The organism is Ruegeria sp. BB7, from assembly GCF_056539365.1.
In genome coordinates, this window is the sequence record NZ_JBQFUV010000005.1 from 169,467 (window position 1) to 192,870 (window position 23,404).

Here is a 23,404-nt window from a genome sequence, read left to right on the forward strand (position 1 = left end):
CGTCATTGGCCTTGAACCTGCGCCGCACCACCGTAATTTGAACAATATCAAATGAAACGGAGGATGCCCCATGGTTCGGGCCCTGGCATTATCTGCCGCCCTGTTCGCCGCCGCCCCTTTGATGGCCAAAGAAGGGCATGAGGCAGTTACGACTTTCACGCTGGACAATGGCATGGATGTCGTCGTGATCGAGGATCACCGCGCACCGGTCGTGCAGCACATGGTCTGGTATCGCGCTGGATCGGCGGATGAGCCTGTGGGGTCGTCCGGTGTTGCGCATTTCCTGGAGCATCTGTTGTTCAAGGGTACGGATACGCTGGCACCGGGGGAGTTCTCGGCCACTGTTGCGGCCAATGGCGGCAATGACAACGCATTCACCTCCTACGACTACACCGCTTACTTTCAACGCGTCGCCGCCGATCGGTTGGAGCTGATGATGCGGATGGAAGCGGATCGTATGCGCAATATCCGCCTGACCGAAGAGGATATCGCCACCGAACGCGACGTGATCCTCGAAGAACGCAATCAGCGCACGGAAAACAGCCCCCGTGCCCTGTTCGGTGAACAGATGAGCGCGGCGCAGTACCTCAACCATCGTTATGGCGTGCCCATTATCGGTTGGCGGCACGAGATGGAGACATTGGATATGGAGGATGCGCTGTCGTTCTACCAGACCCACTATGCGCCCAATAACGCCATTCTGGTGGTGACCGGAGATGTTGAGCCCGATGAAGTCAAAACACTGGCGGAACAGTATTATGGCGTCATCCCGGCCAACGCGGACCTGCCCGAGCGAATCCGCTCGCAAGAGCCGCCGCAGTCGGCTGAACGCCGTCTGACCTTCAAAGACCCGCGTGTTTCACAACCCTATGTGCAGCGCAGCTATCTGGCGCCCGAACGGGACGCAGGTGCGCAGGAAAAGGCCGCCGCACTGTACCTGCTGGCCGAATTGCTGGGGGGCAGTACGACGTCTTATTTGAACGAAAAGCTGCAGTTCGAGCAGCAAAAGGTCGTCTATGCCGGGGCTTTCTATCGCGGAGTGTCGCTGGACGACACAACCTTTGATCTGCTGGTCGTTCCGGCGCAGGGCGTGTCCCTGCAAGAGGCCGAGGGTGCAATGGATCAGGCGGTCGCAGATTTCATCGCCGAGGGTGTGAACGAAGAAGACCTCGATCGGATCAAGATGCAGTTGCGCGCTGCCCAGACCTATGCCCGCGATAACGTGGATGGGATCGGCAATCGCTATGGCCGCGCTCTGACCAGCGGTTTGACGGTCGAGGATGTACAGGCCTGGCCCGATATCGTGCAAGCCGTCACGGGGGATGAGATCATTGCCGCCGCTCGTGAAGTTCTGCAACCCGAGGCATCCGTCACTGGCTGGTTGATGAAAGACGATGAGGTGACGCAATGAAACGCATCTTCGCAACCCTGATCGCCTTTGTTATCGCGCTGCCCGCCTGGGCCGAGATCGAAATCAAAGAGGTCACCTCGCCCGGAGGCATCACTGCGTGGCTGGTTGAAGATCACGCGATCCCCTTCACGGCGTTGGAGCTGCGGTTTCGCGGCGGCACTTCTCTGGATGAACCCGGCAAACGCGGGGCTGTCTATCTGATGAGCGGGCTGATCGAAGAAGGCGCGGGAGAGATGGATGCGCGCACCTATGCACGCGAACTGGAATCGCTGGCGGCGTCGTTCCGGTACAATGCGTCCGATGACTCGGTTTCGATTTCAGCGCAATTCCTGACCGAAAACCGCGATGAAGTGATCGACCTGCTTCGCACAACGATCCATGAGCCCAGATTCGATGAGGACGCTGTAGAGCGCGTGAAGGCGCAGGTTCTGTCCGGCTTGCGCTCGGACGAGACCAACCCCAATGACATCGCCGGGCGAAACTTTGCACGGATGGCCTATGGCGATCACCCTTACGGGACCGAAGGCAAAGGCTCGATCGAAAGTGTCTCTGCGCTGACCCGCGATGATGTGGTCACCGCCTATGACAATGTGTTTGCGATGGATCGTCTCTATGTCGGCGCCGTGGGTGATATCACCGCCGACGAGCTGGGTGTGCTGTTGGACAGGCTGTTGGCCGATCTGCCTGAGACAGGCAAACCGATTCCGGACCGTGCCGATGTGACCATATCTGGTGGTGTCAGCGTGGTTGAGTTCGACACGCCGCAATCGGTGGCCTTGTTCGGGCATGCCGGTATCGACCGCGACGACCCGGACTTTTTCGCCGCCTACATTCTGAACCACATTATTGGTGGTGGAGGTTTCGAAAGCCGCCTGATGCAGGAAGTGCGCGAGAAACGTGGCCTGACTTACGGCGTCGCCACCTATCTGGTGCCCAAGGATTTGGCGTCGGTCTATCTTGGGTCGGTCTCATCGGCAAATGACCGCATTGCGGAAGCGGTCGAGGTGATCCGAGACGAATGGGCCCGCGCAGCGACCGAAGGCGTTACGCAGAAAGAGTTGGACGACGCCAAGACCTACCTGACCGGAGCCTATCCGTTGCGCTTTGATGGCAATGGTCAGATCGCCGGGATCATGGTCGGGATGCAGATGGAGAATTTGCCGATCGACTACATCGCCACCCGCAATGACAAGGTGAACGCGGTGACTCTGGACGAGGTGAACCGTGTGGCCAGCGAATTGCTGGACCCCGAGGGGTTGCATTTCACCGTTGTCGGCAAACCCGAAGGTCTGGAAACCACAAACTGATCAAAGGGGGCTGAGCGCGCCTCAGCCCTTTTTTCCCTCTGCGCTGCGTAGCATCTGCCCCATCATCTGGCCAAATTTGCCCGAGCCGCGCTGATACAGCGCGCCATCCACGGACAGAACCGTACCGCTGATATAGCTTGCCATACCCGAGCTGAGGAACAGGCAGGCATTGGCTACGTCCTGTGTGTTCCCCCAGCGCCCCAGCGGCACGTCGCGGCGCAACTCCTCATGAGCGTTTTCCGTCGGGGCCAGACGCCGTGCGCCTTCGGTCCCTTCGATAAAACCCGGCACGACCGAGTTCACACGGATACCCTCGACCCCCCATTCCATCGACAAGGTGCGGGTGATCTGATCGACACCTGCTTTGGCCGCGCAGACATGGGCCTGCCCTTCGTAAGGTAGAAACGCCTGCGGGGCCGAGATGTTAATGATGCTGGCTCCGGGGCGTTTCAGGTAAGGATAAGCCCCTTTCATCACATGGACTGTACCCATCAGATCGATATCCACCACAGTCTTGAACGCATTGACCGACATCTCGGATGTCAGCGCCGGAAAGTTGCCCGCGGCACCCGAGACCAGAACGTCGAAATCGCCAAACGCGTCGTGGAACTTTTTCAGCCCGTTCTCCACGGCTTGTGCATCGCGGACGTCAAAGGCCGCGCCGATCACTTCCGCTGCGCCTGCATCTTTCAGCGCGGCAAGCGTGTCGTCCACCTTGTCCTGCGACCGGCTGGCAACGGCCAGTTTAGCCCCCGAGGCCGCAAAGGCCTCGGCGATGCCCCGGTTGATACCGCTGGTGCCGCCAATGACGATGACGGTTTGTCCTGAAAAATCCATGTAGGTCTCCCTTGACGGGAGCCCTACTCGCCGTAGGGCACCCAGATGTTTTTCACTTCGGTCGCAGCCTGCAGGAAGCGGCGCGAATGGTCCACGCCCCAATCAAATGCCGTCGCGTTATTCACCCAGGTCCGTTTCAGGTTCCCGGCCGAAACGACCTCGATCTCCTTCGACAGATCGGTGGATGAGAAGGACCAGACCGCATCGACGTTCAGGTGCGAGGCCAGAGGCTTCGCCAGTTCCGCATGGCTGCCGGTCAGGATGTTGACCACGCCGGCGGGCACGTCCGAGGTTTCCAGGATCTGGTAGAAATCGGTTGCCGCCAGCGGGTACGGCTCGGACGCCGCCAACACCACCCGGTTGCCCATCGCAATCGCCGAGGCCATGGCGGAAACCAGCCCCAGCAGCGGTGCCTCATCCGCGCAGAGCGCGCCAATCACGCCGACCGGTTCCTTCATCGCAATGGCAACGCCGCGGATCGGCACGCCATGCACCTGACCATCATACTTGTCGGCCCAGGCAGCGGCGGTGAACAGACGCTGGATTGAGGCTTCGACCTCTTTCGCGCCGTCTTTTCGGCCTGTCATGGCGTCGATGCGTGCGGCGAATTCGTCGGCGCGGGCCGAGAGGTTTTCGCCGATGTAATACAGGATCTGCGCGCGCAGGTGACCGGTGGTTCTGGACCAGCCTTTTGCGCCCGCCGCAGCCTCGACCGCGTTGCGGACATCCTTGCGGTTGGCCAGACCCACATGGCCCAGCAGGCCAGACTTGCCCCAGACGGGTTTCGAATAGCCACCGTCGGGCCGCGCCTGCTTGCCGCCGACATACATCTTGGCTGTGCGGTCAATGGGATCGGCCGGAGCACCTTCGCCCATGATCGCCTCGACCTTGGCCAGGGGCTTTGCCTTGCCTTTGGGCTTGGTATAGGCAGCCAGCCCTTCCCAACCGCCTTCACGGCCAAAGCCGCTTTCGCGCACGCCACCGAACCCGGCGGCTGCGTCGAACAAGTTGGTAGCGTTGACCCAGACCACGCCCGCAACCAGCTTGGGCGCTATGTCCAGCGCGAGGTTCACATTCTCGGTCCAGACCGTCGCAGCCAGCCCGTAACGGGTGTTGTTGGCCAGTTCGACCGCCTCAGAAGGCGTGCGGAAGGTCGAAGACACAAGAACCGGGCCGAAGATCTCTTCCTGCATCAGCGGATCGGATGTTTCGAGGCCCGAGATCAGTGTAGGCGGATAATAGCAACCGTTTTCGGGCAGCTCACAGGCGGCCTGATGGACGTGACCAACCGTGTTGCTTTCGACCATAGCCTTGATGGTCTGCAGCTGAACCGGGTCCACAACCGCGCCCACATCAATACACTTGTCCAGCGGATCACCGATGCGCAGATTGTCCATTCGTGCACGCAGTTTTTCGTGGAAACGGTTGGCGATGCCCTCTTGAACCAGCAAACGTGAGCCCGCACAGCAGACCTGACCCTGATTGAACCAGATCGCATCCACTAGGCCCTCGATAGCGCTGTCGATATCGGCGTCGTCAAAGACGATGTAAGCGGACTTGCCGCCCAGCTCCAAGGTCAGTTCTTTGCCCGAGCCTGCGGTCGCCTCACGTATACGCCGCCCCACAACGGTCGAGCCGGTAAAGGCGATCTTGTCCACGTTTGCGGCTACGATCATCTCACCCACCGCACCGTCGCCCGTGACGATATTGACCACGCCCTTCGGCAGCCCGGCCTGCAAGCAGATGTCAGCAAACAGCAGCGCTGTCAGAGAAGTGTACTCGGCCGGTTTCAGAACCACCGTGTTGCCCATCGCGATCGCCGGCGCGATTTTCCATGCCAGCATCAGCAGCGGGAAATTCCACGGGATGATTTGTCCGCATACCCCCAACGCCTCTACGTCAGGCAATTCGCTTTCCATCAACTGCGCCATGCCTGCGTGGTAATAGAAATGCCTCTGCGCCAGAGGGATGTCGATGTCGCGCGATTCACGGATCGGCTTGCCGTTATCGAGGCTTTCCAGCACCGCAGCCAAGCGCGCATGCTTCTGCAGCAGACGTGCAATCGCATAGAGATACCGCGCACGGCCTGCGCCGCCCAATTTTTCCCATTTCGGCTGCGCCTTGCGGGCTGCAGCGACGGCTGCGTCTACGTCGACCTGTTTGGCCTGCGTCAGGTTTGCCAGAACTTCTCCGGTTGCAGGATTGCGGCTGTCAAACCCTTTGCCCGGCTTTGTGAAAGTGCCATCAATATAGTGGCCGAATTTGTCGCCTTGATCGACCAGCCAGGCCAACGCCTCGGCAGCGCTTTCGGGGGCAGGGCCGTAATCCATGGTCTCGAAGATCTCTTTGACTGTCATAACTTCATCTTTTCCCAAATACTCACTGTCCAGACATATCCACGGGCTCAACCCATCGAATGCCTGTACCCAGCCGAGTAAGCCCCAGTCACATAATGTTCCAATTGCCGCTCGATATCGCCCAGTAGCGACGAAGCGCCAAAGCGGAACAAGTCCGGCTCCAGCCAACGGTCGCCCAGTTCATCCTTGATCAGCGACAGGTAGACCAGCGCGTCCTTGGCCTTTGAGATGCCGCCGGCGGGCTTATAGCCGACGCGATATCCGGTGCGGTCATAATAATCGCGGATCGCTCGGATCATCACCAGCGACACGGGCAATGTGGCATTGACGCTTTCCTTGCCGGTCGAGGTTTTGATGAAATCTGCCCCCGCCATCATGCAAACCAGCGAGGCACGCGCGACATTGCGCAGGCTGCCCAGCTCTCCGGTGGCGAGGATGGCTTTGACATGGGCATCGCCGCAGGCCACGCGAAAGGCCTTCATTTCGTCATACAAAGCCTGCCAGTCACCCGACAGCACATGACGACGTGAGATCACGATGTCGATCTCTTCGGCCCCGGCTTTCACGCTTTCCTCGATCTCGGCCACACGCAGGTGGAAGGGGGACAAACCAGCAGGGAAGCCGGTCGACACGGCAGCCACCGGGATACCAGTGCCTTCAAGCGCGTTTACAGCGGTCTCAATCATGTCGTGATAGACACAAACGGCTCCAGTGGTGATCGGAGGCATGTCCAACGCCTGCAAGGTTGCAGACGCAACCGGCTGGCGTGCCTTGGCGCACAAGCGGCGCACGCGGCCCACGGTATCGTCGCCTGACAGGGTAGTCAGGTCGATCATGGTGATAGCCTTCAGTAGCCAGGCCGCCTGATACTCTTTCTTCACCGACCGTCGACCGGGCAGGGTCGCCGCACGGCGTTCAATGGCTGAGGTGTTGGCCTGCACGGCGCGCACCCAGTCGAGGTCCAGCTCCATGCCCGGGTTTCGGGGTTCGGTCACTTGCGGCAGATGCGCGGTGCGCACGGGGCTTTCTGAGCTCTGCGTATCCATAGTCACGTCCTTTGGGAGGTTTGCGCCAAAATCGCACGGGTTACGCGTAAATGGAAGGCATAGCGCGGGTGAGCAAGTCATTTTTTGACCAAATGGACAAAATAAGCGCTTTCTTGCGAATAATTCGCAATTGCGTTGACTTAGTTGCGAATGGTTCGCATATTCATTCTCAGCAGAGTACCAATTCGGGGTCTAAGATGATTCGTCGCAGCTTTCTTGCAGCACTGGCTTTCGCCGCTGCTTTGCCATTGATGGCCTGGGCCGAGGCGCCACTGAAAGTGGTCGCCACAACCGGTATGATCGCCGACGCTGCGCGGCAGGTCGGTGGCGACCAGGTTGAGGTAAAGGGCCTGATGGGGCCCGGTGTCGACCCGCATGCATATCGTCAGACCCGCAGCGACATCGTGGCTATGACCCGCGCCGATCTGATCCTGTGGCATGGCCTGTACCTTGAGGCGCAGATGGAAGATTTCTTCCATGATCTTGGCCGCAAGCGTAACGTTGTGGCCGTGGCCGAAGGGATCGACACATCCAAGCTGCGCGCGCATGACGATTATGCTGACAAATTCGACCCGCACGTCTGGATGAGTCCCGCCCTGTGGCGCGATGTAGTAGTCGAAGTGCAGGACGCATTGACCGAAGCGCGCCCCGAGTCCGCCGACGTCTTTAAAGCCAACGCGCAAGCACATCTGACCGAAATCAACCAGTTGGAAGATTATGCCAATCAGGCGCTGGTCGCCGTTCCTGAAAACAATCGCGTTCTGGTAACGGCGCATGATGCCTTTGGCTATTTTGGTGCGGATTACGGCTATGAGGTGATGGGTATCCAGGGCATCTCGACCCAGTCCGAAGCCGGTCTTAATCGGATCGGAGAGCTGGTGGACACGCTGGTCGACAAGCAGTTGAAAGCCGTGTTCGTAGAAAGCTCGGTTTCCGACCGCTCGATGCGGGCGCTGATCGAAGGGGCCGCAGCCAAGGGCCATGAAGTAGGCGTCGGTGGTGAGCTGTATTCGGATGCCATGGGAGAACCCGGCACCTATGAAGGAACCTATATCGGTATGCTGGATCACAACATTACCGTCATCGCCGGTGCATTGGGTGCAGACGTGCCAGATCGCGGTATGAATGGCAGATTGTCGGCGGGGTTTTGAGTGATGCTGGAACTGGCCGCTGATCAAGGTGTTTCAATTTCCGAGCACAGCTTGGACGACAGTCCCTTGGCCATTCGTGGTCTGACCGTATCTTACGGTCAGAAACCGGCAGTATTCTCAGTGGACATGACGGTACAGACCGGCGCGATGACGGCGATCATCGGCCCCAACGGGGCGGGGAAATCGACCTTGCTCAAGGCCGCTTTAGGGATTGTGTCGCCGTTATCTGGGAAAGTCACCGTCTATGGCAAACCGCTGGATCAGCAACGTGCCCGGATTGCCTATGTGCCACAACGCGCCAGTGTGGATTGGGATTTCCCGACACGCGTGATCGACGTGGTGCTGATGGGACTGTCACGGCAACTTGGTCTGCTGGGCCGAATCCGCGCCCGGCACATGGCACAGGCGATGGACTGCCTGAACCGCGTCGGTATGCATGATTTCGCGGACCGTCAGATCGGCCAGCTTTCCGGTGGTCAGCAGCAACGCGTTTTCCTGGCCCGCGCTTTGGCGCAAGAGGCTGATCTGTACCTTCTGGACGAACCTTTTGCCGGCGTTGACGCGGCGACTGAAAAAGCCATCATCGCCGTGCTGAAATCGTTGAAAGAGGCGGGCAAGACCGTCGTGGTCGTGCATCACGATCTGGCGACCGTCACCGATTATTTCGACCACGTGTTCCTGATCAACACACGCAAAGTGGCCGAAGGCCCAGTGGCCGAGGCATTTACTGCCGAAACCCTGCAGTCTGCGTACGGAGGCCGTTTGGCAACCGCGCAGATCGACCAGATATCGCGCGCGTTGGGGTGATCCATGCTATGGGACGCTCTGACCCTGCAGCTGGGCTATAACGCCACGCTGGTTGCGATTGGTGCGACGTTGCTGGGTATTTCTGCCGGGGTCACTGGAACTTTTCTGTTTCTACGCAAACGCGCGCTGGTTAGCGACGCAATCAGCCATGCGACCCTGCCGGGTGTGTGTCTGGCTTTTATGGTGCTCGTCGCCTTCGGCGGAGATGGGCGAAACCTGATTGGCCTGCTGTCCGGGTCGGCAATATCCGCCTGGATTGGATTGCTGTGTATGAACTGGCTGACGCGCCGCACGCGGCTGGCCGAGGACGCGGCTATCGGAGCGGTCCTTTCGGTCTTCTTCGGGTTTGGCATTGTCCTGCTGACAATCATTCAGACCATGGGCGTTGGCAGGCAAGCGGGGCTGGAAGGGTTCCTTCTGGGTTCAACGGCTGGAATGCTTTGGGCTGATGCCTTAATCATTGCGATTGGGGGGGCGGCGACGCTGGCATTGGTGATGATCATTCGTCGCCCGATGACGATGGTCGCCTTTGACCCAGAATATGCTGCAGCGCGGGGACTGCCGGTGCATCGGATCGACCTTGCGATGATGGGATTGGTGATGGCCGTCACCGTTGTCGGCCTGAAAATTGTCGGGCTGATCCTGATCGTTGCCCTGTTGATCATTCCTGCGGTCACGGCTCGGTTCTGGACTGACCGCTCGGACCGGGTTGTGCTGCTGGCTGGTCTGGCGGGCGGTCTGGCCGGGTATTTGGGGGCGGCACTGTCGGCCTCGGCCCCGAACCTGCCAACCGGTCCGATCATCGTTTTGGTCAGCTTTGGTTTTTTCGCACTGTCCTTGCTGTTTGCGCCTGACCGGGGTGTTCTGGCAGCGGTATTGCAACATCTGAAGTTTCAACGCCGGGTGCATATCCGGCAAGGTCTTCTGGCCCTGGCGCAAGATCAGACAATCTATGAACCTTTGACCCTGCGTCTGCTGAAACGCGCCGGGTTGGCCCGCGCCGACGGTGTCGCCACCGAGGCCGGGAAGGCCCGTGCCGCCAAAGCCCTGCGAGATGAAAAACGATGGGAGGTTGTCCGTGCCGATCAAACGCATGAGGCGACGGCGGCGCTTTATGACGGGCTGCGCGATATCGAAACCGTCCTGACCCGCGATCAGATCGCCGAAATTGACCGCCAGATCGGCGGCCCGCAGGGGGTACCTTCATGAGCGGTGAAGAATTCGTCCCCTTGTCGCTGACGCCCTTGCTGATCGGAACGTTCGCGGCCATCGCCTGCGCGTTGCCGGGGAATTTTCTGGTTCTGCGCAAGCAGGCCCTGATCGGGGACGCGATTAGCCACGTGGTGCTGCCGGGCATCGTGGTGGCCTTTATTCTGACCGGAGCGATCTCGACCTGGCCGATGATGCTGGGCGCGGCGGGCGCGGCGATTGTTGCCGTGGTGATGATCGAAGCGATCCGTCGACTGGGCCAGATCGAGCCCGGCGCGGCGATGGGTGTGGTCTTCACCACCATGTTCGCAGGCGGTGTGCTGTTGCTGGAGCAAACCGATACTTCGACCGTGCATCTGGATGTGGAACACGCCCTGTACGGCAATCTGGAAAGCCTGATCTGGCTGGATGCTGTGGGGTGGTCGTCATTGCTGGACCTGACGGCCTTGGCCGGGCTGCCCCCGGAACTGCCTCGCATTGCGATGACGTTGGTGGGTGTGATCCTGTTCATCTGGCTGTTCTGGCGACCGTTGAAGATTTCCACCTTTGACGAAGGTTTTGCGCGCACCATCGGAATTCGCACAGGTGCGTTAGGCATGGCTTTGGTCATCACAGCCGCCATCGCCGCAGTCGCTGCTTTTGACGCTGTGGGATCGATCATCGTGATCGCAATGTTCATCTGCCCGCCTGCAGCTGCGCGAATGATGGCCAACCGGTTAGAAGCGCAAATCACCTGGAGCGTTGTCTTCGCCATCATGTCCTCGGTTTCTGGCTATGTGCTGGCGGGCTATGGGCCGCTTTGGTTGGGCGGCTCGGACGCCGTCAGCGCGGCAGGAATGATCGCGACCATGTCAGGTCTGATTCTGGCCTGTGCTGCGTTTCGGGGGCCGTGTCGACATCGGACCGGAGCACCCAGCGCGGCTTGATAGGGCGTGATCCCGCTTGTGCCGCACATGACTCGTCGGCTGAAAATTGCTCAGAAATTAGGCACCTTCAGAGTTAATCACCGCGATCATGGTTTTCATGCTACGACCCCCGCTATTAAATTCTGAATGACCACCACTCACTTCGGATCGTTCGGACAATCGCGATCCGGATCGCCGTAAAGAAACTCCGGCGCGTTGCGATTGTTCGAACGCCCCTCCCTCGAAAAATAGGCCCGCCAAACCAGTGGCAGAATCGCGCGCGTGTGTGCTAGGTCTGGTGGTATGGTGCAGGCAAACCCCAATATCAGCGAAAATCGCCCCGTAATCCGGCAGCTCGACGACGCTGCGATCAACCGCATCGCTGCGGGTGAGGTGGTCGAACGCCCGGCCTCGGCAGTCAAGGAACTGGTGGAAAACGCGATCGATGCCGGGGCCGGCCGGATTGCCATCGACATCGCCGACGGGGGTAAGACGTTGATTCGCGTCACCGACGATGGGTGTGGGATATCGGCGGATGATCTGCCGCTGGCCCTATCGCGGCACGCGACGTCAAAGATCGACGGCTCGGACCTGCTGAACATCCATACGTTCGGTTTCCGGGGTGAGGCGTTGCCCTCACTTGGGGCGGTCGGGCGGCTGACCATCACCAGCCGAGTACCTGGGGCAGATGCAGCACAAATCCATGTGGCCGGCGGCACGATGGAGACCGTGAAACCAGCGGCCCTGCGCTCAGGGACAGTCGTAGAGCTGCGCGATCTGTTCTTTGCGACCCCTGCGCGACTGAAATTCATGCGCACGGATCGGGCCGAGGCTCAGGCGATTACCGACACCGTCAAACGCCTCGCGATGGCAGAACCGGCGATCACTTTCACGCTGCGCGATGTTTCGGGCGGGGGCGAAGGCCGCGTGACCTTCCGGGCCGACCGTGAGAATGGCGATCTCTTCGACGCGCTGCATGCCCGTTTGGCCCGCGTGATCGGGCGAGAGTTTGCGGAAAATGCCCTTCAGATCGACGCCACACGTGAGGGTATCCGATTGTATGGATATGCCGCGCTGCCGACTTATTCGCGCGGTGCGGCTGTTGCGCAGTATCTGTTCGTCAACGGCCGCCCCGTTCGCGACAAGATGCTGACCGGGGCGCTGAGGGCGGCCTATTTCGATTTCCTCAGCCGCGACCGTCACCCGGCGGCGGCATTGTTCATCGACTGTGACCCGACGCTGGTGGATGTGAATGTCCACCCAGCGAAATCCGAGGTCCGATTCCGCGATCCCGGTGTGGCGCGGGGGCTGATTGTCTCAGCTCTGCGTCATGCGCTAGCTGAGGCTGGGCATCGCGCATCCTCGACCGTAGCGAACGCGACCCTTGGGGCGATGCGACCAGAGACTGCGCAAATCGCTCCGGCGCGCGTCTATCAGATGGACCGACCTTCTCAGGCGGCGCGGCAGGCAGCGTTTCGGGCGCAGTCACCGGGTTTTGCCGAGTTGGCAAATGATTATAGCGGCAGCATCGTTGAACCGACCCCGGTGGTGGCTCCGGCGCCTGTTGAAGAACCCGCACCGCAAGACCTGCCTTTGGGCGCTGCGCGCGGGCAGGTGCATGAGAATTATATCATCGCCCAAACCGCTGATGGGATGGTGATCGTCGACCAGCACGCCGCGCATGAACGGCTGGTCTATGAAAAGCTGAAAACTCAGATGGCCGAGAACGGTGTCGCTGCGCAGGCGCTGCTGATTCCGGAAATTGTAGAACTTTCGGAAGGTGACTGCGCGCGCCTGATGGCCGTTGCCGACGACCTGTCGCGCCTTGGTTTGACGTTGGAGCCCTTCGGCGGTGGTGCAATCGCTGTGCGCGAAACACCTGCCATTCTGGGTGAGGTTGATGCCCGCGCGATGATCCTGGATATCCTCGACGAGTTGGCCGATCAGGGCGAAAGCCAAACGGTGCAGGCGCGGATCGAGGCGATCCTCAGCCGCGTGGCCTGTCATGGTTCGGTCCGGTCGGGCCGCCGGATGCGGGCCGAGGAAATGAACGCCCTGCTGCGCGAGATGGAAGCAACGCCTCATTCTGGCCAGTGCAACCACGGGCGGCCAACTTACGTGGAACTGAAGCTGAGCGACATCGAGCGCCTGTTCGGGCGCAGTTGATCCCGTGGCCCGGTCGGGCTAAGAAGAATAAAACAAGAACATTTGAGGCGACATGATCGAGATTGCTGGCACCCAAGTTGCATTGAACGACCCCGCGATACTGATAGCGGGCGGCGTCATCGTATTGATCTTGGTTTTGTTGTTCCTGTCCTTGCGCGCAGCGAACCGTTCGGCCCGGATGGCGGAGCCGCTGGCGCGGCAGATGGCGCATCTGGGCCAAAACGTACAACAGTTAGGGCAGGGACAAGAGCAACTGCGCGGTGGACTGCAGCACGTGTCGGACACACAGGCCAATGCGCAGGTTCAGGTGATCCAGACGGTTGAATCCCGCTTGTCCTCGGTACAGCAGCAGATGAATGACCGATTGGCGGATAACGCGATGAAGTCGGCCCGGGCTTTGGCAGAAATGCAGGAGCGGATGAAGGAATCGCTGCATGGGTCGTCGAAACAGACCGCGACCTCGCTGACGCAGTTGCAGGAACGTCTGGCCGCCATCGACAGGGCGCAGGACAATATCACCAAACTGTCGGGCGACGTATTGTCGTTGCAGGATATCCTGTCGAACAAGCAGACCCGCGGCGCGTTTGGGGAAATTCAGTTGAACGATATCGTCTCTAAGGCGCTGCCCTCGGACAGTTTCCAACTGCAGGCGACGCTGTCGAACGGACGGCGCGCAGATTGTCTAATTCACTTGCCGAACCCTCCGGGGCCGATTGTGATCGACAGCAAGTTTCCACTGGAAGCATATGAGGCACTGATTGGCTCGACCAACGATGCCGAACTGAAAGCCGCCGTGCAGATGTTCCGCAGCACGGTGCGCACGCATATCAACGATATCGCCGAGAAATACATTCTGGACGGAGAAACCGCCGATGGCGCGCTGATGTTCCTGCCGTCCGAGGCGGTTTATGCCGAACTGCACGCCAAATTCCCAGAACTGGTGCAGGAGAGTTTCAGCAAACGCGTCTGGATCGTCTCGCCCACCACCTGCATGGCGACGCTGAACACGATGCGCGCGATCCTCAAGGACGCGCGGATGCGGGAACAGGCGGGCGCCATCCGCAAGGAACTGGGGATGCTGCATAAGGACGTGGAACGTTTGGGGGATCGTGTATCCAATCTGGATCGCCACTTCGGTCAGGCCGCCAAGGATATCTCAGAGATCAAGATCAGCGCTGAGAAAGCCGGGCGTCGGGCACAGCGGCTGGACAATTTCGATTTCGAAGAGCTTGCCCCGGACGATCACACGAACGTTGTGCCGCTGGGCAAGTCCGAAGGCTGAGATTTACTGGATAGACAAATCTAGATTGTAGCCGACTGTCTTATCGGTGTCCCGATCATTGCCCATCAGATAGACGCGGATCGTATAATCTCCGTCTTCGGGCAGGTCGATGCGGGCGGTGTTGCCATTGATCGAGCCGTTGTAGATCGCTTCGCCATCACTGCCGGGCGGCAGGATATTGAAGTAGATTACGCCGCTACCATTGGTATCGCTGACTTTAAGTTCGGCGAAAATTTCCTGACCCGCTTGCGCGCCCAGCTTGTAGTCAAAATACTCATTGCCGGTGATTGTCCCGCTCACCATCGTACCGAAATCACCGGGGTTGAATTTCACATCTGCCGCGCGCTGCGCCCAGGCTGCGCTTGCAAGTGCCAAGACCAAAGCACTCAGAATAAGATGATTTCGCATGAAATCCCTCCCCAACCAAATCAAAGGTTCAGTGTGGAACGAACCGCCCCGGCGCTTCAGATGCGCAAGAACGGCTGGAACAGGCGCGGCATCAATTTGCTGAACTTCAGAGGTGCGTCCGTGACCGCCAGACAGATGCAATCCTCCGAGATATCGGCTGTTGGCGTGTGGTGCAGGTCTTCGTCAGCAATTTCGACATCGCCACGGGCAAAATAGTCAACCTCATCCGAGAACGCACCTTGCAAGACCATCGTCAGTTCCATGCCATTATGGCTGTGATCTGGCACGGCGGCGCCCGCAGGAATAAATAGAAGGCGGGCGGTTGCCTCGCGCGTGGTCGGTAGGATCGCCTGCTTCACGCCCATGCCGACAGGCCGCCATTTAATGTCGTTTACATCTCCGCCAACGTAATCCTGTAAGGGGGCGGGGAGAACCGAGCAGCTGGGACGCGCTGGTTTGGTGATCGGGGCACCTTTGGCGATCAGCGCCATCGTTGCGGCCAAAGAGTCCTTACTCATGCTGGCAGAGGCGTCCTGATCCTGCAGTACACAGCCGCCAACAGCGTCAAAGCTTTCAGCCCGCGCGCGGCAGTGGTCGCACAGGGAAAGATGCGTTGCGACCATCAGGTCGAACGCTTCGGGCAGGCTGCCGGCTGCATAGGCCATCAGCAGGTCGTCTGTCAGGTGATGTTTGATATCGTTGCTCATCTTCATCATCTCAATTCATCGCGTGGCGCAAGCGGTCCAGCGCCAGCCTTATCCGCGATTTGATCGTTCCCAGGGGTAAACCGGTCTGAGATGCAATCTCTCGGTGGCTCAAGTCCCCAAAATAGGCCTTTTCGATCAACTCTCTTTGCGCTCCGGGCAGCGCCGCCATGGCATCGCGCAATTGCGCAGTTTCCTGTTGCAGCGCCACAACGTCCTCTTGTTCCGGCTCTGCCTCGGGTCCCCAGCCAAGATCTTCGGGCTCGGGGCGGCGTTGTTTGCGCAGCACGTCGATGCGTTTGTTCCGCGCGATCGTGAACACCCAGGTGGCTACGGTTGCGCGGGTAGGGTCGAACAGATGTGCCTTGTGCCACAAGGTCGCCATCACCTCTTGCGCGCATTCCTCGGCCAAAGCAGCATCCGACCCCGATTTTATCAGGAATGCCTTGATCCGAGGCGCGAAATGCTGGAACAGCTCGGCAAATGCGGCCTGATCCTGCGCATCCCGAATGCGCCTGACGTGGCTCACCCACTCCGTTCTGGTTTTGCTACTGCCATCTGCTTTGTTCACCGGCTTGTCCCTGGTGCGTTTCTTCGCGCGCCAAGGTTTGACCGCGGGCCCAACGGCCGTCGGATCATCCAAGGTCACGGTTTCAATCTCGGTAAACATAACCACATTACGCGAGCTGACCCAAGATGGATCACTTTGTGCGCAGTTTTTGATCCGCGCTGCGCCAAAATCCGTATCGTATGGTACACACAAATGAGCAAAAGAATGCCAGTTAAACGGTTTGCAGGCAGATAAGGGGAATGTACTTGAACAGGGTCGATCACATTGCAGGCCATACTTTTCATGGGCGCAAAGGGACTGTTCAAAACGCTTTTCGATACTCTGTCGACTACATCCTGCTTGACCCTGAAAGCGTGCCAAAGACACCCGTCCTGTTTTCCATGAATCGCGCCAATGTCACCAACTGGCGAGTTAGCGACCACGGCGGTGAACCGGGGAAGGGACGGGGCGCAACATGGCTACGCGAGCAGTTCGACCAGATGAATGTGCCTCAACCCGATCACATCACGCTGCTGACCCAGCCGCGTGTTCTAGGGCATGTGTTCAACCCAGTCAGTTTCTGGTTTTGCTTCGACGCTGAACACAGGCTTTACGCAGTGGTGGCTGAGGTCACGAACACTTACGGCACGCGCCACAGCTATCTGTGCCACAATCCCGGTTTTGAACCGATCCGGGCTTCGGACCGGATCATTGCAGACAAGCTGATGCATGTTTCACCGTTTCAAAAGATCGAAGGCACGTACACGTTTCGGTTCGACTACCGCCCGGACCGGGTGGGCGCATGGATCGACTACGGGCGCGAAGGTGGCGGTCTGATCGCCACGCTGACCGGACAGCGGGCACCGCTGACGAATGGCACAATTCTTTGGTCGCTGCTGCGCCGCCCCTTTGGCGCACGTCGGGCGTTTGTCCTGATCCTGTGGCAGGCGCTTAAACTGTGGTTGAAGAAGGCCACGTTCCGCCCCTTTCGCACATCCCCAGTCCCCAAACACCCGGTTTCCCGCATTCGCGAGCCTTAAGGTCACTTTGTTTGCGTAAGATCAAAGACTCATGCGTCGCGGGGTGGTTGTGCTAGGATAGAAACCGCGAACACGAGGAGTTGGGTCATGTTGGAAATCTCGGCAAGAAAGATCGCTCAGGTTGCCATGATGGGGCGTGAATTGAACCGGGCCGAGGGCGAGCTGCGTGCTTTTATTGACCGCATGGGCGAAGACGAGCAGGCCGAGTTGGTCGCTGTCATGTGGATCGGGCGCGAGAGTTTCTTTGCCGAGGATCTTGCCGAAGCTATCGCAACTGCCAAATCCGAGGCCTCGACTCCTTGCGCCGATTACCTGATCGGCACGCCGCACTTGTCGGATCATCTGGAAAACGGTCTGGATGCGCTGGGGATTTCGGCCGAGGATGTGGAAAACGATCTGATGTAGGCGCAGGGCCAGTTTACAAACATCAGCAGGTTTGTTTCAGTCCGGCCAGATATACTTTTGGTTGATTGAATGACATCTGATAGTCTTGCCAAGTCTCCGAAGCACAAAGTGACTTTTGTTCGCGTTGCCATTGTTGTGGTCGTGCTGTCCATCATCGCGGTTCTGGCCTTGGGCAAAAAACGCGACACGCTGATTGATACCTGCAACACGACCACGGGCGACGCGCAAGAAATTTTGGCAGCATGCGATACGCTGTTGAACTGGGCCGCCTTCGAACCGGCGACCCGGTCTGTGATCCACCTGAACAAGGTGCAGATCATGATGGCGCAAGAGGATTGGGAGGCCGCAAAGCGTGAGGCCGATCTGGCGGTTGAAGCGGACCCGGGTAGCCACATTCCTTGGGAGTGGATGGCCCGGGTTCTGGAAGCGGTGGGCGATACTGATGGGATGGTGGAAGCGCAGCTAACGGCCTTCAACCTGCAACCGGATAACCCCGATGCTTTACGGGGCAAGTACAAGCTGTTGGTCAGCCTCGACAGACATGCAGCCGTCGATGAGTTCGTGAGCGAGAGACTGCGCGATGACGGAGAAGTACACTGGTTGCCAACTGAGCCGGACTTAGAGCTTATTCTTCTGCTACGAAACCCGTCTCAGTATCCACTCTTGCAAGCCGTTTTCCGAGACTTTGCACTTGATACACGTGATCAATTGGCTGCCAGCCCGACTGACGATAAACTACGCTATGAGTTCTTTGTTTATTGCCGAGTAGCCCCTTCAAGTTGCCCACCTTTGTATCCAGAACGACGCAATAGTTATCCGAAATATATCTGCGATCAGACGATCGCAGTTTTCGACGTTAAATATCCAGAATTCATGGAGAATGTCGAAAAGAGCGGTCGACCAAAAGACCTGCTCAAACTGCTTGCGGACGAACCTGTCGGGGCAACGGTGCTCGTACAGGCGCGCTACATAGCTGCAACTGTAGTCTTTGAGAATGAAGCGACAGCTAAAAATGCAGAACACCTTCTGCTTCATGATCGAATGTTATATTGTGTATCCGGCGGCGAGTTTGCGTTGCCCGAGCGCCACCAGATCAAAGGTTTCGAACCAACTGATCCAAGGGAAGAAGCTGAAATTTACTATGGCCCGGAGCTCCGCCGCAATCTGGTTGATCTCGCTTACGCCATACAGAACACCGCCAAAACCTCGCCCTGATCCGTCACATTAACCCGTTTTAATCTTTCCCTCCGGCTGCGTTAACGCGGGCTTCCTTAATCTGTTTCAGCAACGACAAACGCAACTCAGAGCTAAAGGAGAAAGTCATGGGATACGCACAAACAGTTACCCCTCAGAAGGGGCTCTTCTTCGGTATGTTCTCGAATTACGCCGAAGCACGGGTGGAACATTTCCGCCGTGGAATCTTAGCAAATACCGTTCGCGAGCTGGAAAACCTCAGCGACAAGCAGTTAGCAGACATCGGAATGCCGCGCGACGAGATCAAAGAGCGCGCCTATCAGAGCGTCTATCACAAGCAGCCCTACAAGCGCCCGGTTCACTGATCTGTATGCCGCCAAGGGTGTGGCAGGAAAAATGGAGTAGAAAATGTTGGATTCAAACCCGCCTCGTAAGACGCCAGTCAATTCCAGCACCGTCATGTTGTTTGATCGGGCTATGCGGTTGCACGCAATCAGATCAAGCATTGTTCGTGCGGCGCAGGATTTGAATCGCCTATCTGATCAAGAGTTGGCCGACCTTGGCATCAACCGCAGCGATATCGACCAAACGATTGAACGCTACATCTGAAAGACGAAGATGCTAGACCAGAGTGAACACGGGCACCGTTAAAGCCATTCCGATCCCCCGGAATGGCTTTTTCATTTTCAGGCCGTGTGGTCCACCACTTGAAGATGCTGGGCCAATTTGTCGATCTCGGCCATCCATCCTTGAACCAGCTTCGGATCATTGGGGGCGGCGTGAACGCCCGCCGGGATGGCGCGGTTTAGAACCGCCTCGATGGCCAGCGACACCGGGATAGAGACCAGACGCGCCATTGCTGTGCCGCGCGCATCGCCCCAGGCGTCCATGACATAGGTCTTATGCCAGACGGGAACGCCGTCTTTTTCTGCCTTTAGCCCCACGCATAGAACTACGCGATCAGGCTCACCTTCGTCATAGGCGTTTTCGTCCCAGAACTGGTCCGACATCTCTTTCAGACGCGCATCGCCTTCGGGGCCGGATAGGGTTTCGATCTCGGTGAACACATCAGACCAGGCGTCAGCCCAACCGTTCAGGCGCAGGGTGCCACGGACGAATTCCTTAACCGGCCAGTGATCCTCGAAATGGTACTGCGCTATGAACGGAATCGAGTCGCGGTTCGGATAGACCTCGAAACTTTCCGGCGTCGGCAGTGGTGCGATATAGCTGCTGATCGCATCCCACGGGCGAGCGACGTCCAGAGGAGCATAGTCGCGGATCGATTTGGAGGGCGAGCGCAGCGCCTTGAGCACACCCAGCGGCGACCAACTGAACTTATAGCGAAACGGGTTCGGGTTCTTGGGGATGCCACCGCAATACGAGATGAAGCTCAGGTGGTTTTGCGGATCGAACGCGTCAGAGGCGCGGTAGTCATCGACTAGTGCATGTGCCATCAGGTGGTCAATGCCCGGGTCCAACCCGACCTCGTTGACCAGTGCTACACCAGCATCGCGAGCCTTGTCGTCCAGCCGGCGCATTTCGGGCGCGATGTAGGAGGACGAGACGAAATTGGCTTGTTTTGAGATCGCCAGCTCTGCCAACGGCACGTGCCAATCGCCGGGTAACATCGAAACGATCACGTCGCCTTTTTCCAGAACCGCGCCAAGTGCGTCGATGTCGAAGGCGCGGATGTCGTCAGTCAGGTCTCCGACCTCGGCTTTGGCCTTGTCGACAGTCCGGTTCCAGACGGTGACCTTGTGCCCGCCTTCGATCAGGCGGCGCAGGCCGGGAATGGCCGACAGGCCCGTGCCACACCAGTGAATCGTCATCTCTCAGATCCCTTCGATATGTGTTTTATATGTCGCTTCTGCCCGGCCCCAGACACCGCTGTCCAGATCGGTCAGTGTAAGCAGAGAAGGCAGCAGTTGCGCTGCGTAGTCTTCCGAGCTTTCGACCGGCAGCATCGAGGGCAGGTTGTCGATCGCCATCACGTCCATCACCGGATCGGTGGCCACGCGCAGAGCAGGGACCTCCCAAGTGGTAGCGCGGTCATAGACGGGAACCGGGTTGTAATCGCTGTCCGGGTCGCAGGCCACGTCGCCGATGGCCATCAGCTTGCGCGGGGCGGTCAGTGCCTCTTGCGGAACAAAGACCGGGGTGCCGGGACGGGCGAAGATGCAGTTCAGGAACAGGTCGTGATCCAGTATTTCCGGGAAAGGGCCACCGCTGGCAGTTTCGGCCATGTCCCATTTGGTGACTGTAACGCCCATAGCCTCGCACAGGTCCGCTGCTCCGGTGCCCACTCGGCCAAGCGCTCCAATGACGATGGCGCTGGGGCGGTCGGCTCCGGTGGCGTCCAGCTCGGCCAGCAATTCCGCGTTCAGCGCATCCTTGCTGGGATAGACGCCGACAGGCGGGCATTCCTGTCCGCGTTGCTGTGCCGCCCATGTTTTCAGTGTCACCGCCGCCCCGGCGTAACCCGCCCAATAGCCGAAGGCCGCGACTCGGCGCCCATCCTCATCGACCAGATATTCCAGATCGTATAGCGTGCCGCCGCCAGCCTTGAACCGATCCAGCAGTGCACGACCCGAATGCTGGCCCTTATAGGCGTGGCCGAACATGATGTGGCGATGGGGCAAGGGCGTGCCATCCTCGGGCAGTTCTTTCAGGCCAAATATGATCGCATCCTGCGGTGCCTCGGGCCAGGAATTTTCAGGCGCGATTTCGCATCCCGCGTCTTTGTAGCCTTTTATCGGGATGGCGCGAACATGGCTTTCCTCGACCGTTACGCGGATACCTGCCGCGATCAGCGCTGCGGCACCTTCGGGGGTCAACCCGACCCGTTCCTCATTCGGGCGCTGTTCTGCCCGGACCCAGAGATGTGTCATCGTAATTCCTTTTGTCAGAGCATTCCGGCGGCGCGTACCGCCTGAACCGAAGGGCGTGCCTCCATCGCCTCACGGAAGGCGACGATCTTGGGAAAGGCCGAGGCATCAACGCCATCACCTTCCAACCAACTGCAAACCACATAGAGATAAGCGTCGGCCAGCGAGAATGCCGCGCCCAGAACATACGGTCCGCGCAGCCCGTTTGAAGAGATATAGTCGCAGGAAGCGGTCATCGTCTGTGCGACCTTGTCTTTCATGTCTTTCCAACTGGATTTCTTGTCGGCCCAACGAGGCCCACGCAACTTGTGCGCGTGGTTCACATGCATGGTCGAGGCGAGGTAGAACATCACCTCGCGCATCCGTGCGGCCATAACCGGATCAGTGGGTACCAAACCCGCTTTGGGTGCTTTGGCTGCGATATATTCCAGCAATGCCCCGGTTTCGGTCAGGATACCGCCTTCGACAACCAGCGCCGGAACACGTCCCTTTGGATTGATCTGTTTGTAGGCAGGTTTCGTCTGTTCGCCCTCGGCGAAATCCAGTTTGATCGCTTCGTATTCCAACCCAGACTCTTCCAAAGCAATCGCAACAGCGACCGAGATCGTGCGGGGCGCATAGTAAAGCTGCATCAGGGGTCTCCGATCTGGTTATAGGTGGGTCTGTGCGAATTGCCTGTCCGGCGCTTCCAGATGAGGAACTGCATTGAACAGAACTGGGCTCAGCTGGGTGCCGATAGGATGCAGCCGATGTAGCGATGTATTCATGATGGCCAAAGCCACCCGTGCCATCGCTGGGATATCCAGTCCCATCGCTTGCCGCACCACCATCGAGATTAACGCGCCCGAGGTCACTACGATGGCCGGACCACCCTCGGTTCCGATCTCTCGCAGGGCGTCCGAGACACGGGTTTCGAAGGCGTCGAATGTTTCGGGCGTACCTTCGATCTCGCCTTTGGCCCAGGCGGCGAAAGTGCGGGGCAGGTGTTCGACGAACCCTTCGCGATCCGTTGGAACCGTCACACCATGTTGCTGTTCGTATAAGCGGGCGATGTTAAAATACTCGATCTCGTTCAGGCGCGGATCTTGAATGGGATCAGGCAGTTTCATGCTGGCTGCGGTTTCAACGTGCCGCTGCAGTGTGCCGCAATAGACGCGCGGATAATGCGCATGTGTATCCTGCAGATGTGCCCCCAGCCAGCGGGCTTGCTGGTGGCCCAGATCGCTGAGCTTGTCATAGCTTTCTTCGTCACGTGCGGCGGTATTGGCCTGGCCGTGACGCACCAGTGTAATATGCGACATTGCGGTCCCTCTTGGGCGAAGTCTTAGGGCAGGTTTTCGGCAGGGGCCAGTGGTGTTTTCTCTGGCTGCGTTCAGAAATCAGCCATTGGTAATGATTTAACCTGTCCAATTCTGAATGTGGACGCATGCATCTCTTTTGTTGCCCAACAGGGATAAGTTTCTTATACGATACAAAATTGCTGCAATTGATCTTGCCCTCTGAGAGCTGGCGTCCAAGCATATCCTGTTGACTCGCAATAGCGTCCCGGGAACTTTGGTGTCTAATAGAAGTCGGGCAGAGCTGCGAATGCAGACAATGCGGTGATCTATGAAAACGGCATTTGAAAGGCCTTAATAATGACCACACCGAAACGCACGCCTCTTTATTCACTCCACGTTGAGTTGGGTGGTAAGATGGTTGATTTTGCTGGTTGGGAGATGCCTGTTCAGTATCCTTTGG

General features: G+C 58.6%; 23 protein-coding genes. 13 read left to right on the forward strand and 10 right to left on the reverse strand.

What is annotated here, in order from left to right; genetic code table 11:
* The first annotated feature begins 70 nt into the window (after positions 1-70).
* Positions 71-1,411 carry a M16 family metallopeptidase gene (locus tag ACR0D7_RS11310; RefSeq protein ID WP_480679102.1) on the forward strand — a complete coding sequence of 447 codons (1,341 nt, stop codon included), beginning with the start codon at positions 71-73 and terminating at the stop codon, positions 1,409-1,411.
* A complete protein-coding gene (locus ACR0D7_RS11315; RefSeq protein WP_480679103.1) occupies positions 1,408-2,718 on the forward strand; it encodes a M16 family metallopeptidase in 1,311 nt (436 codons plus the stop codon). The genes ACR0D7_RS11310 and ACR0D7_RS11315 overlap by 4 nt, the downstream gene beginning before the upstream one ends.
* 21 nt (positions 2,719-2,739) lie before the next feature.
* Here ACR0D7_RS11315 and ACR0D7_RS11320 read toward each other — a convergent pair whose 3' ends face one another.
* Genes ACR0D7_RS11320 through deoC form a run of 3 tightly spaced genes read right to left on the reverse strand, consistent with a single transcriptional unit; the run spans position 2,740 to position 6,958 of the window.
* Positions 2,740-3,555, reverse strand: coding sequence for an SDR family oxidoreductase (locus ACR0D7_RS11320; RefSeq protein WP_480679104.1), 816 nt, complete (start codon positions 3,553-3,555; stop codon positions 2,740-2,742).
* Positions 3,556-3,578: 23 nt separating this feature from the next.
* A complete protein-coding gene (locus ACR0D7_RS11325) occupies positions 3,579-5,912 on the reverse strand; it encodes an aldehyde dehydrogenase family protein (RefSeq protein ID WP_480679105.1) in 2,334 nt (777 codons plus the stop codon).
* A 47-nt stretch (positions 5,913-5,959) separates the two neighbouring features.
* Positions 5,960-6,958: a deoxyribose-phosphate aldolase gene (deoC, locus tag ACR0D7_RS11330; protein ID WP_480679106.1), complete on the reverse strand. Its 999-nt coding sequence runs from the start codon at positions 6,956-6,958 to the stop codon at positions 5,960-5,962.
* Between the two features lie 197 nt (positions 6,959-7,155).
* Here deoC and ACR0D7_RS11335 point away from each other — a divergent pair, with 197 nt between their 5' ends.
* The 6 genes from ACR0D7_RS11335 (at position 7,156) to ACR0D7_RS11360 (ending at position 14,478) form a co-directional block, all read left to right on the forward strand.
* Entirely contained in the window at positions 7,156-8,109 is a 954-nt protein-coding gene (locus ACR0D7_RS11335; RefSeq protein WP_480679107.1) for a metal ABC transporter solute-binding protein, Zn/Mn family, read from the forward strand.
* Between the two features lie 3 nt (positions 8,110-8,112).
* A complete protein-coding gene (locus ACR0D7_RS11340; RefSeq protein ID WP_170382027.1) occupies positions 8,113-8,916 on the forward strand; it encodes a metal ABC transporter ATP-binding protein in 804 nt (267 codons plus the stop codon).
* 3 nt (positions 8,917-8,919) lie between these two features.
* Positions 8,920-10,125 (forward strand): metal ABC transporter permease, encoded by a 1,206-nt coding sequence (locus ACR0D7_RS11345; protein WP_480679108.1) that lies wholly within the window; start codon positions 8,920-8,922, stop codon positions 10,123-10,125.
* Entirely contained in the window at positions 10,122-11,051 is a 930-nt protein-coding gene (locus ACR0D7_RS11350) for a metal ABC transporter permease (protein WP_480679109.1), read from the forward strand. The genes ACR0D7_RS11345 and ACR0D7_RS11350 overlap by 4 nt, the downstream gene beginning before the upstream one ends.
* A gap of 282 nt (positions 11,052-11,333) precedes the next feature.
* Positions 11,334-13,196, forward strand: coding sequence for a DNA mismatch repair endonuclease MutL (gene mutL / locus ACR0D7_RS11355; RefSeq protein WP_480679110.1), 1,863 nt, complete (start codon positions 11,334-11,336; stop codon positions 13,194-13,196).
* Between the two features lie 52 nt (positions 13,197-13,248).
* Positions 13,249-14,478, forward strand: coding sequence for a DNA recombination protein RmuC (locus tag ACR0D7_RS11360; RefSeq protein WP_480679111.1), 1,230 nt, complete (start codon positions 13,249-13,251; stop codon positions 14,476-14,478).
* Between the two features lie 3 nt (positions 14,479-14,481).
* Here the strand turns inward: ACR0D7_RS11360 and ACR0D7_RS11365 are convergent, their stop codons facing one another.
* The 3 genes from ACR0D7_RS11365 to ACR0D7_RS11375 are packed head-to-tail and all read right to left on the reverse strand — an operon-like array spanning position 14,482 to position 16,260.
* Positions 14,482-14,886 carry a hypothetical protein gene (locus tag ACR0D7_RS11365; protein WP_480679112.1) on the reverse strand — a complete coding sequence of 135 codons (405 nt, stop codon included), beginning with the start codon at positions 14,884-14,886 and terminating at the stop codon, positions 14,482-14,484.
* A 56-nt stretch (positions 14,887-14,942) separates the two neighbouring features.
* The gene (locus tag ACR0D7_RS11370) at positions 14,943-15,593 is read right to left on the reverse strand and encodes a ChrR family anti-sigma-E factor (RefSeq protein WP_480679113.1); all 651 of its coding nucleotides are present in this window, start codon (positions 15,591-15,593) and stop codon (positions 14,943-14,945) included.
* Between the two features lie 10 nt (positions 15,594-15,603).
* The gene (locus ACR0D7_RS11375; protein WP_480679114.1) at positions 15,604-16,260 is read right to left on the reverse strand and encodes a sigma-70 family RNA polymerase sigma factor; all 657 of its coding nucleotides are present in this window, start codon (positions 16,258-16,260) and stop codon (positions 15,604-15,606) included.
* A gap of 140 nt (positions 16,261-16,400) precedes the next feature.
* Here ACR0D7_RS11375 and ACR0D7_RS11380 point away from each other — a divergent pair, with 140 nt between their 5' ends.
* From ACR0D7_RS11380 to ACR0D7_RS11400, 5 genes are all read left to right on the forward strand, one after another.
* Positions 16,401-17,180, forward strand: a complete 780-nt coding sequence (locus tag ACR0D7_RS11380) for a DUF1365 domain-containing protein (protein WP_480679115.1) — start codon at positions 16,401-16,403, stop codon at positions 17,178-17,180.
* An 87-nt stretch (positions 17,181-17,267) separates the two neighbouring features.
* Positions 17,268-17,585 carry a DUF3775 domain-containing protein gene (locus ACR0D7_RS11385; RefSeq protein WP_170326413.1) on the forward strand — a complete coding sequence of 106 codons (318 nt, stop codon included), beginning with the start codon at positions 17,268-17,270 and terminating at the stop codon, positions 17,583-17,585.
* 108 nt (positions 17,586-17,693) lie between these two features.
* Positions 17,694-18,800 (forward strand): tetratricopeptide repeat protein, encoded by a 1,107-nt coding sequence (locus ACR0D7_RS11390; protein ID WP_480679116.1) that lies wholly within the window; start codon positions 17,694-17,696, stop codon positions 18,798-18,800.
* A gap of 107 nt (positions 18,801-18,907) precedes the next feature.
* Positions 18,908-19,144: a DUF1127 domain-containing protein gene (locus ACR0D7_RS11395; RefSeq protein ID WP_170382017.1), complete on the forward strand. Its 237-nt coding sequence runs from the start codon at positions 18,908-18,910 to the stop codon at positions 19,142-19,144.
* A 43-nt stretch (positions 19,145-19,187) separates the two neighbouring features.
* The gene (locus ACR0D7_RS11400) at positions 19,188-19,388 is read left to right on the forward strand and encodes a DUF1127 domain-containing protein (RefSeq protein WP_170382016.1); all 201 of its coding nucleotides are present in this window, start codon (positions 19,188-19,190) and stop codon (positions 19,386-19,388) included.
* Between the two features lie 77 nt (positions 19,389-19,465).
* On the opposite strand, the gene ACR0D7_RS11405 is transcribed toward ACR0D7_RS11400, so the two are convergent.
* The 4 genes from ACR0D7_RS11405 to ACR0D7_RS11420 are packed head-to-tail and all read right to left on the reverse strand — an operon-like array spanning position 19,466 to position 22,965.
* Positions 19,466-20,608 (reverse strand): saccharopine dehydrogenase family protein, encoded by a 1,143-nt coding sequence (locus ACR0D7_RS11405; protein ID WP_480679117.1) that lies wholly within the window; start codon positions 20,606-20,608, stop codon positions 19,466-19,468.
* A gap of 3 nt (positions 20,609-20,611) precedes the next feature.
* Positions 20,612-21,667: a saccharopine dehydrogenase gene (locus ACR0D7_RS11410; protein ID WP_480679118.1), complete on the reverse strand. Its 1,056-nt coding sequence runs from the start codon at positions 21,665-21,667 to the stop codon at positions 20,612-20,614.
* Between the two features lie 14 nt (positions 21,668-21,681).
* On the reverse strand, positions 21,682-22,296 hold the full coding sequence (locus ACR0D7_RS11415) for a glutathione S-transferase family protein (RefSeq protein ID WP_480679119.1): 615 nt from the start codon (positions 22,294-22,296) through the stop codon (positions 21,682-21,684).
* A gap of 18 nt (positions 22,297-22,314) precedes the next feature.
* Entirely contained in the window at positions 22,315-22,965 is a 651-nt protein-coding gene (locus ACR0D7_RS11420; protein ID WP_480679120.1) for a histidine phosphatase family protein, read from the reverse strand.
* Positions 22,966-23,404: the final 439 nt, after the last annotated feature.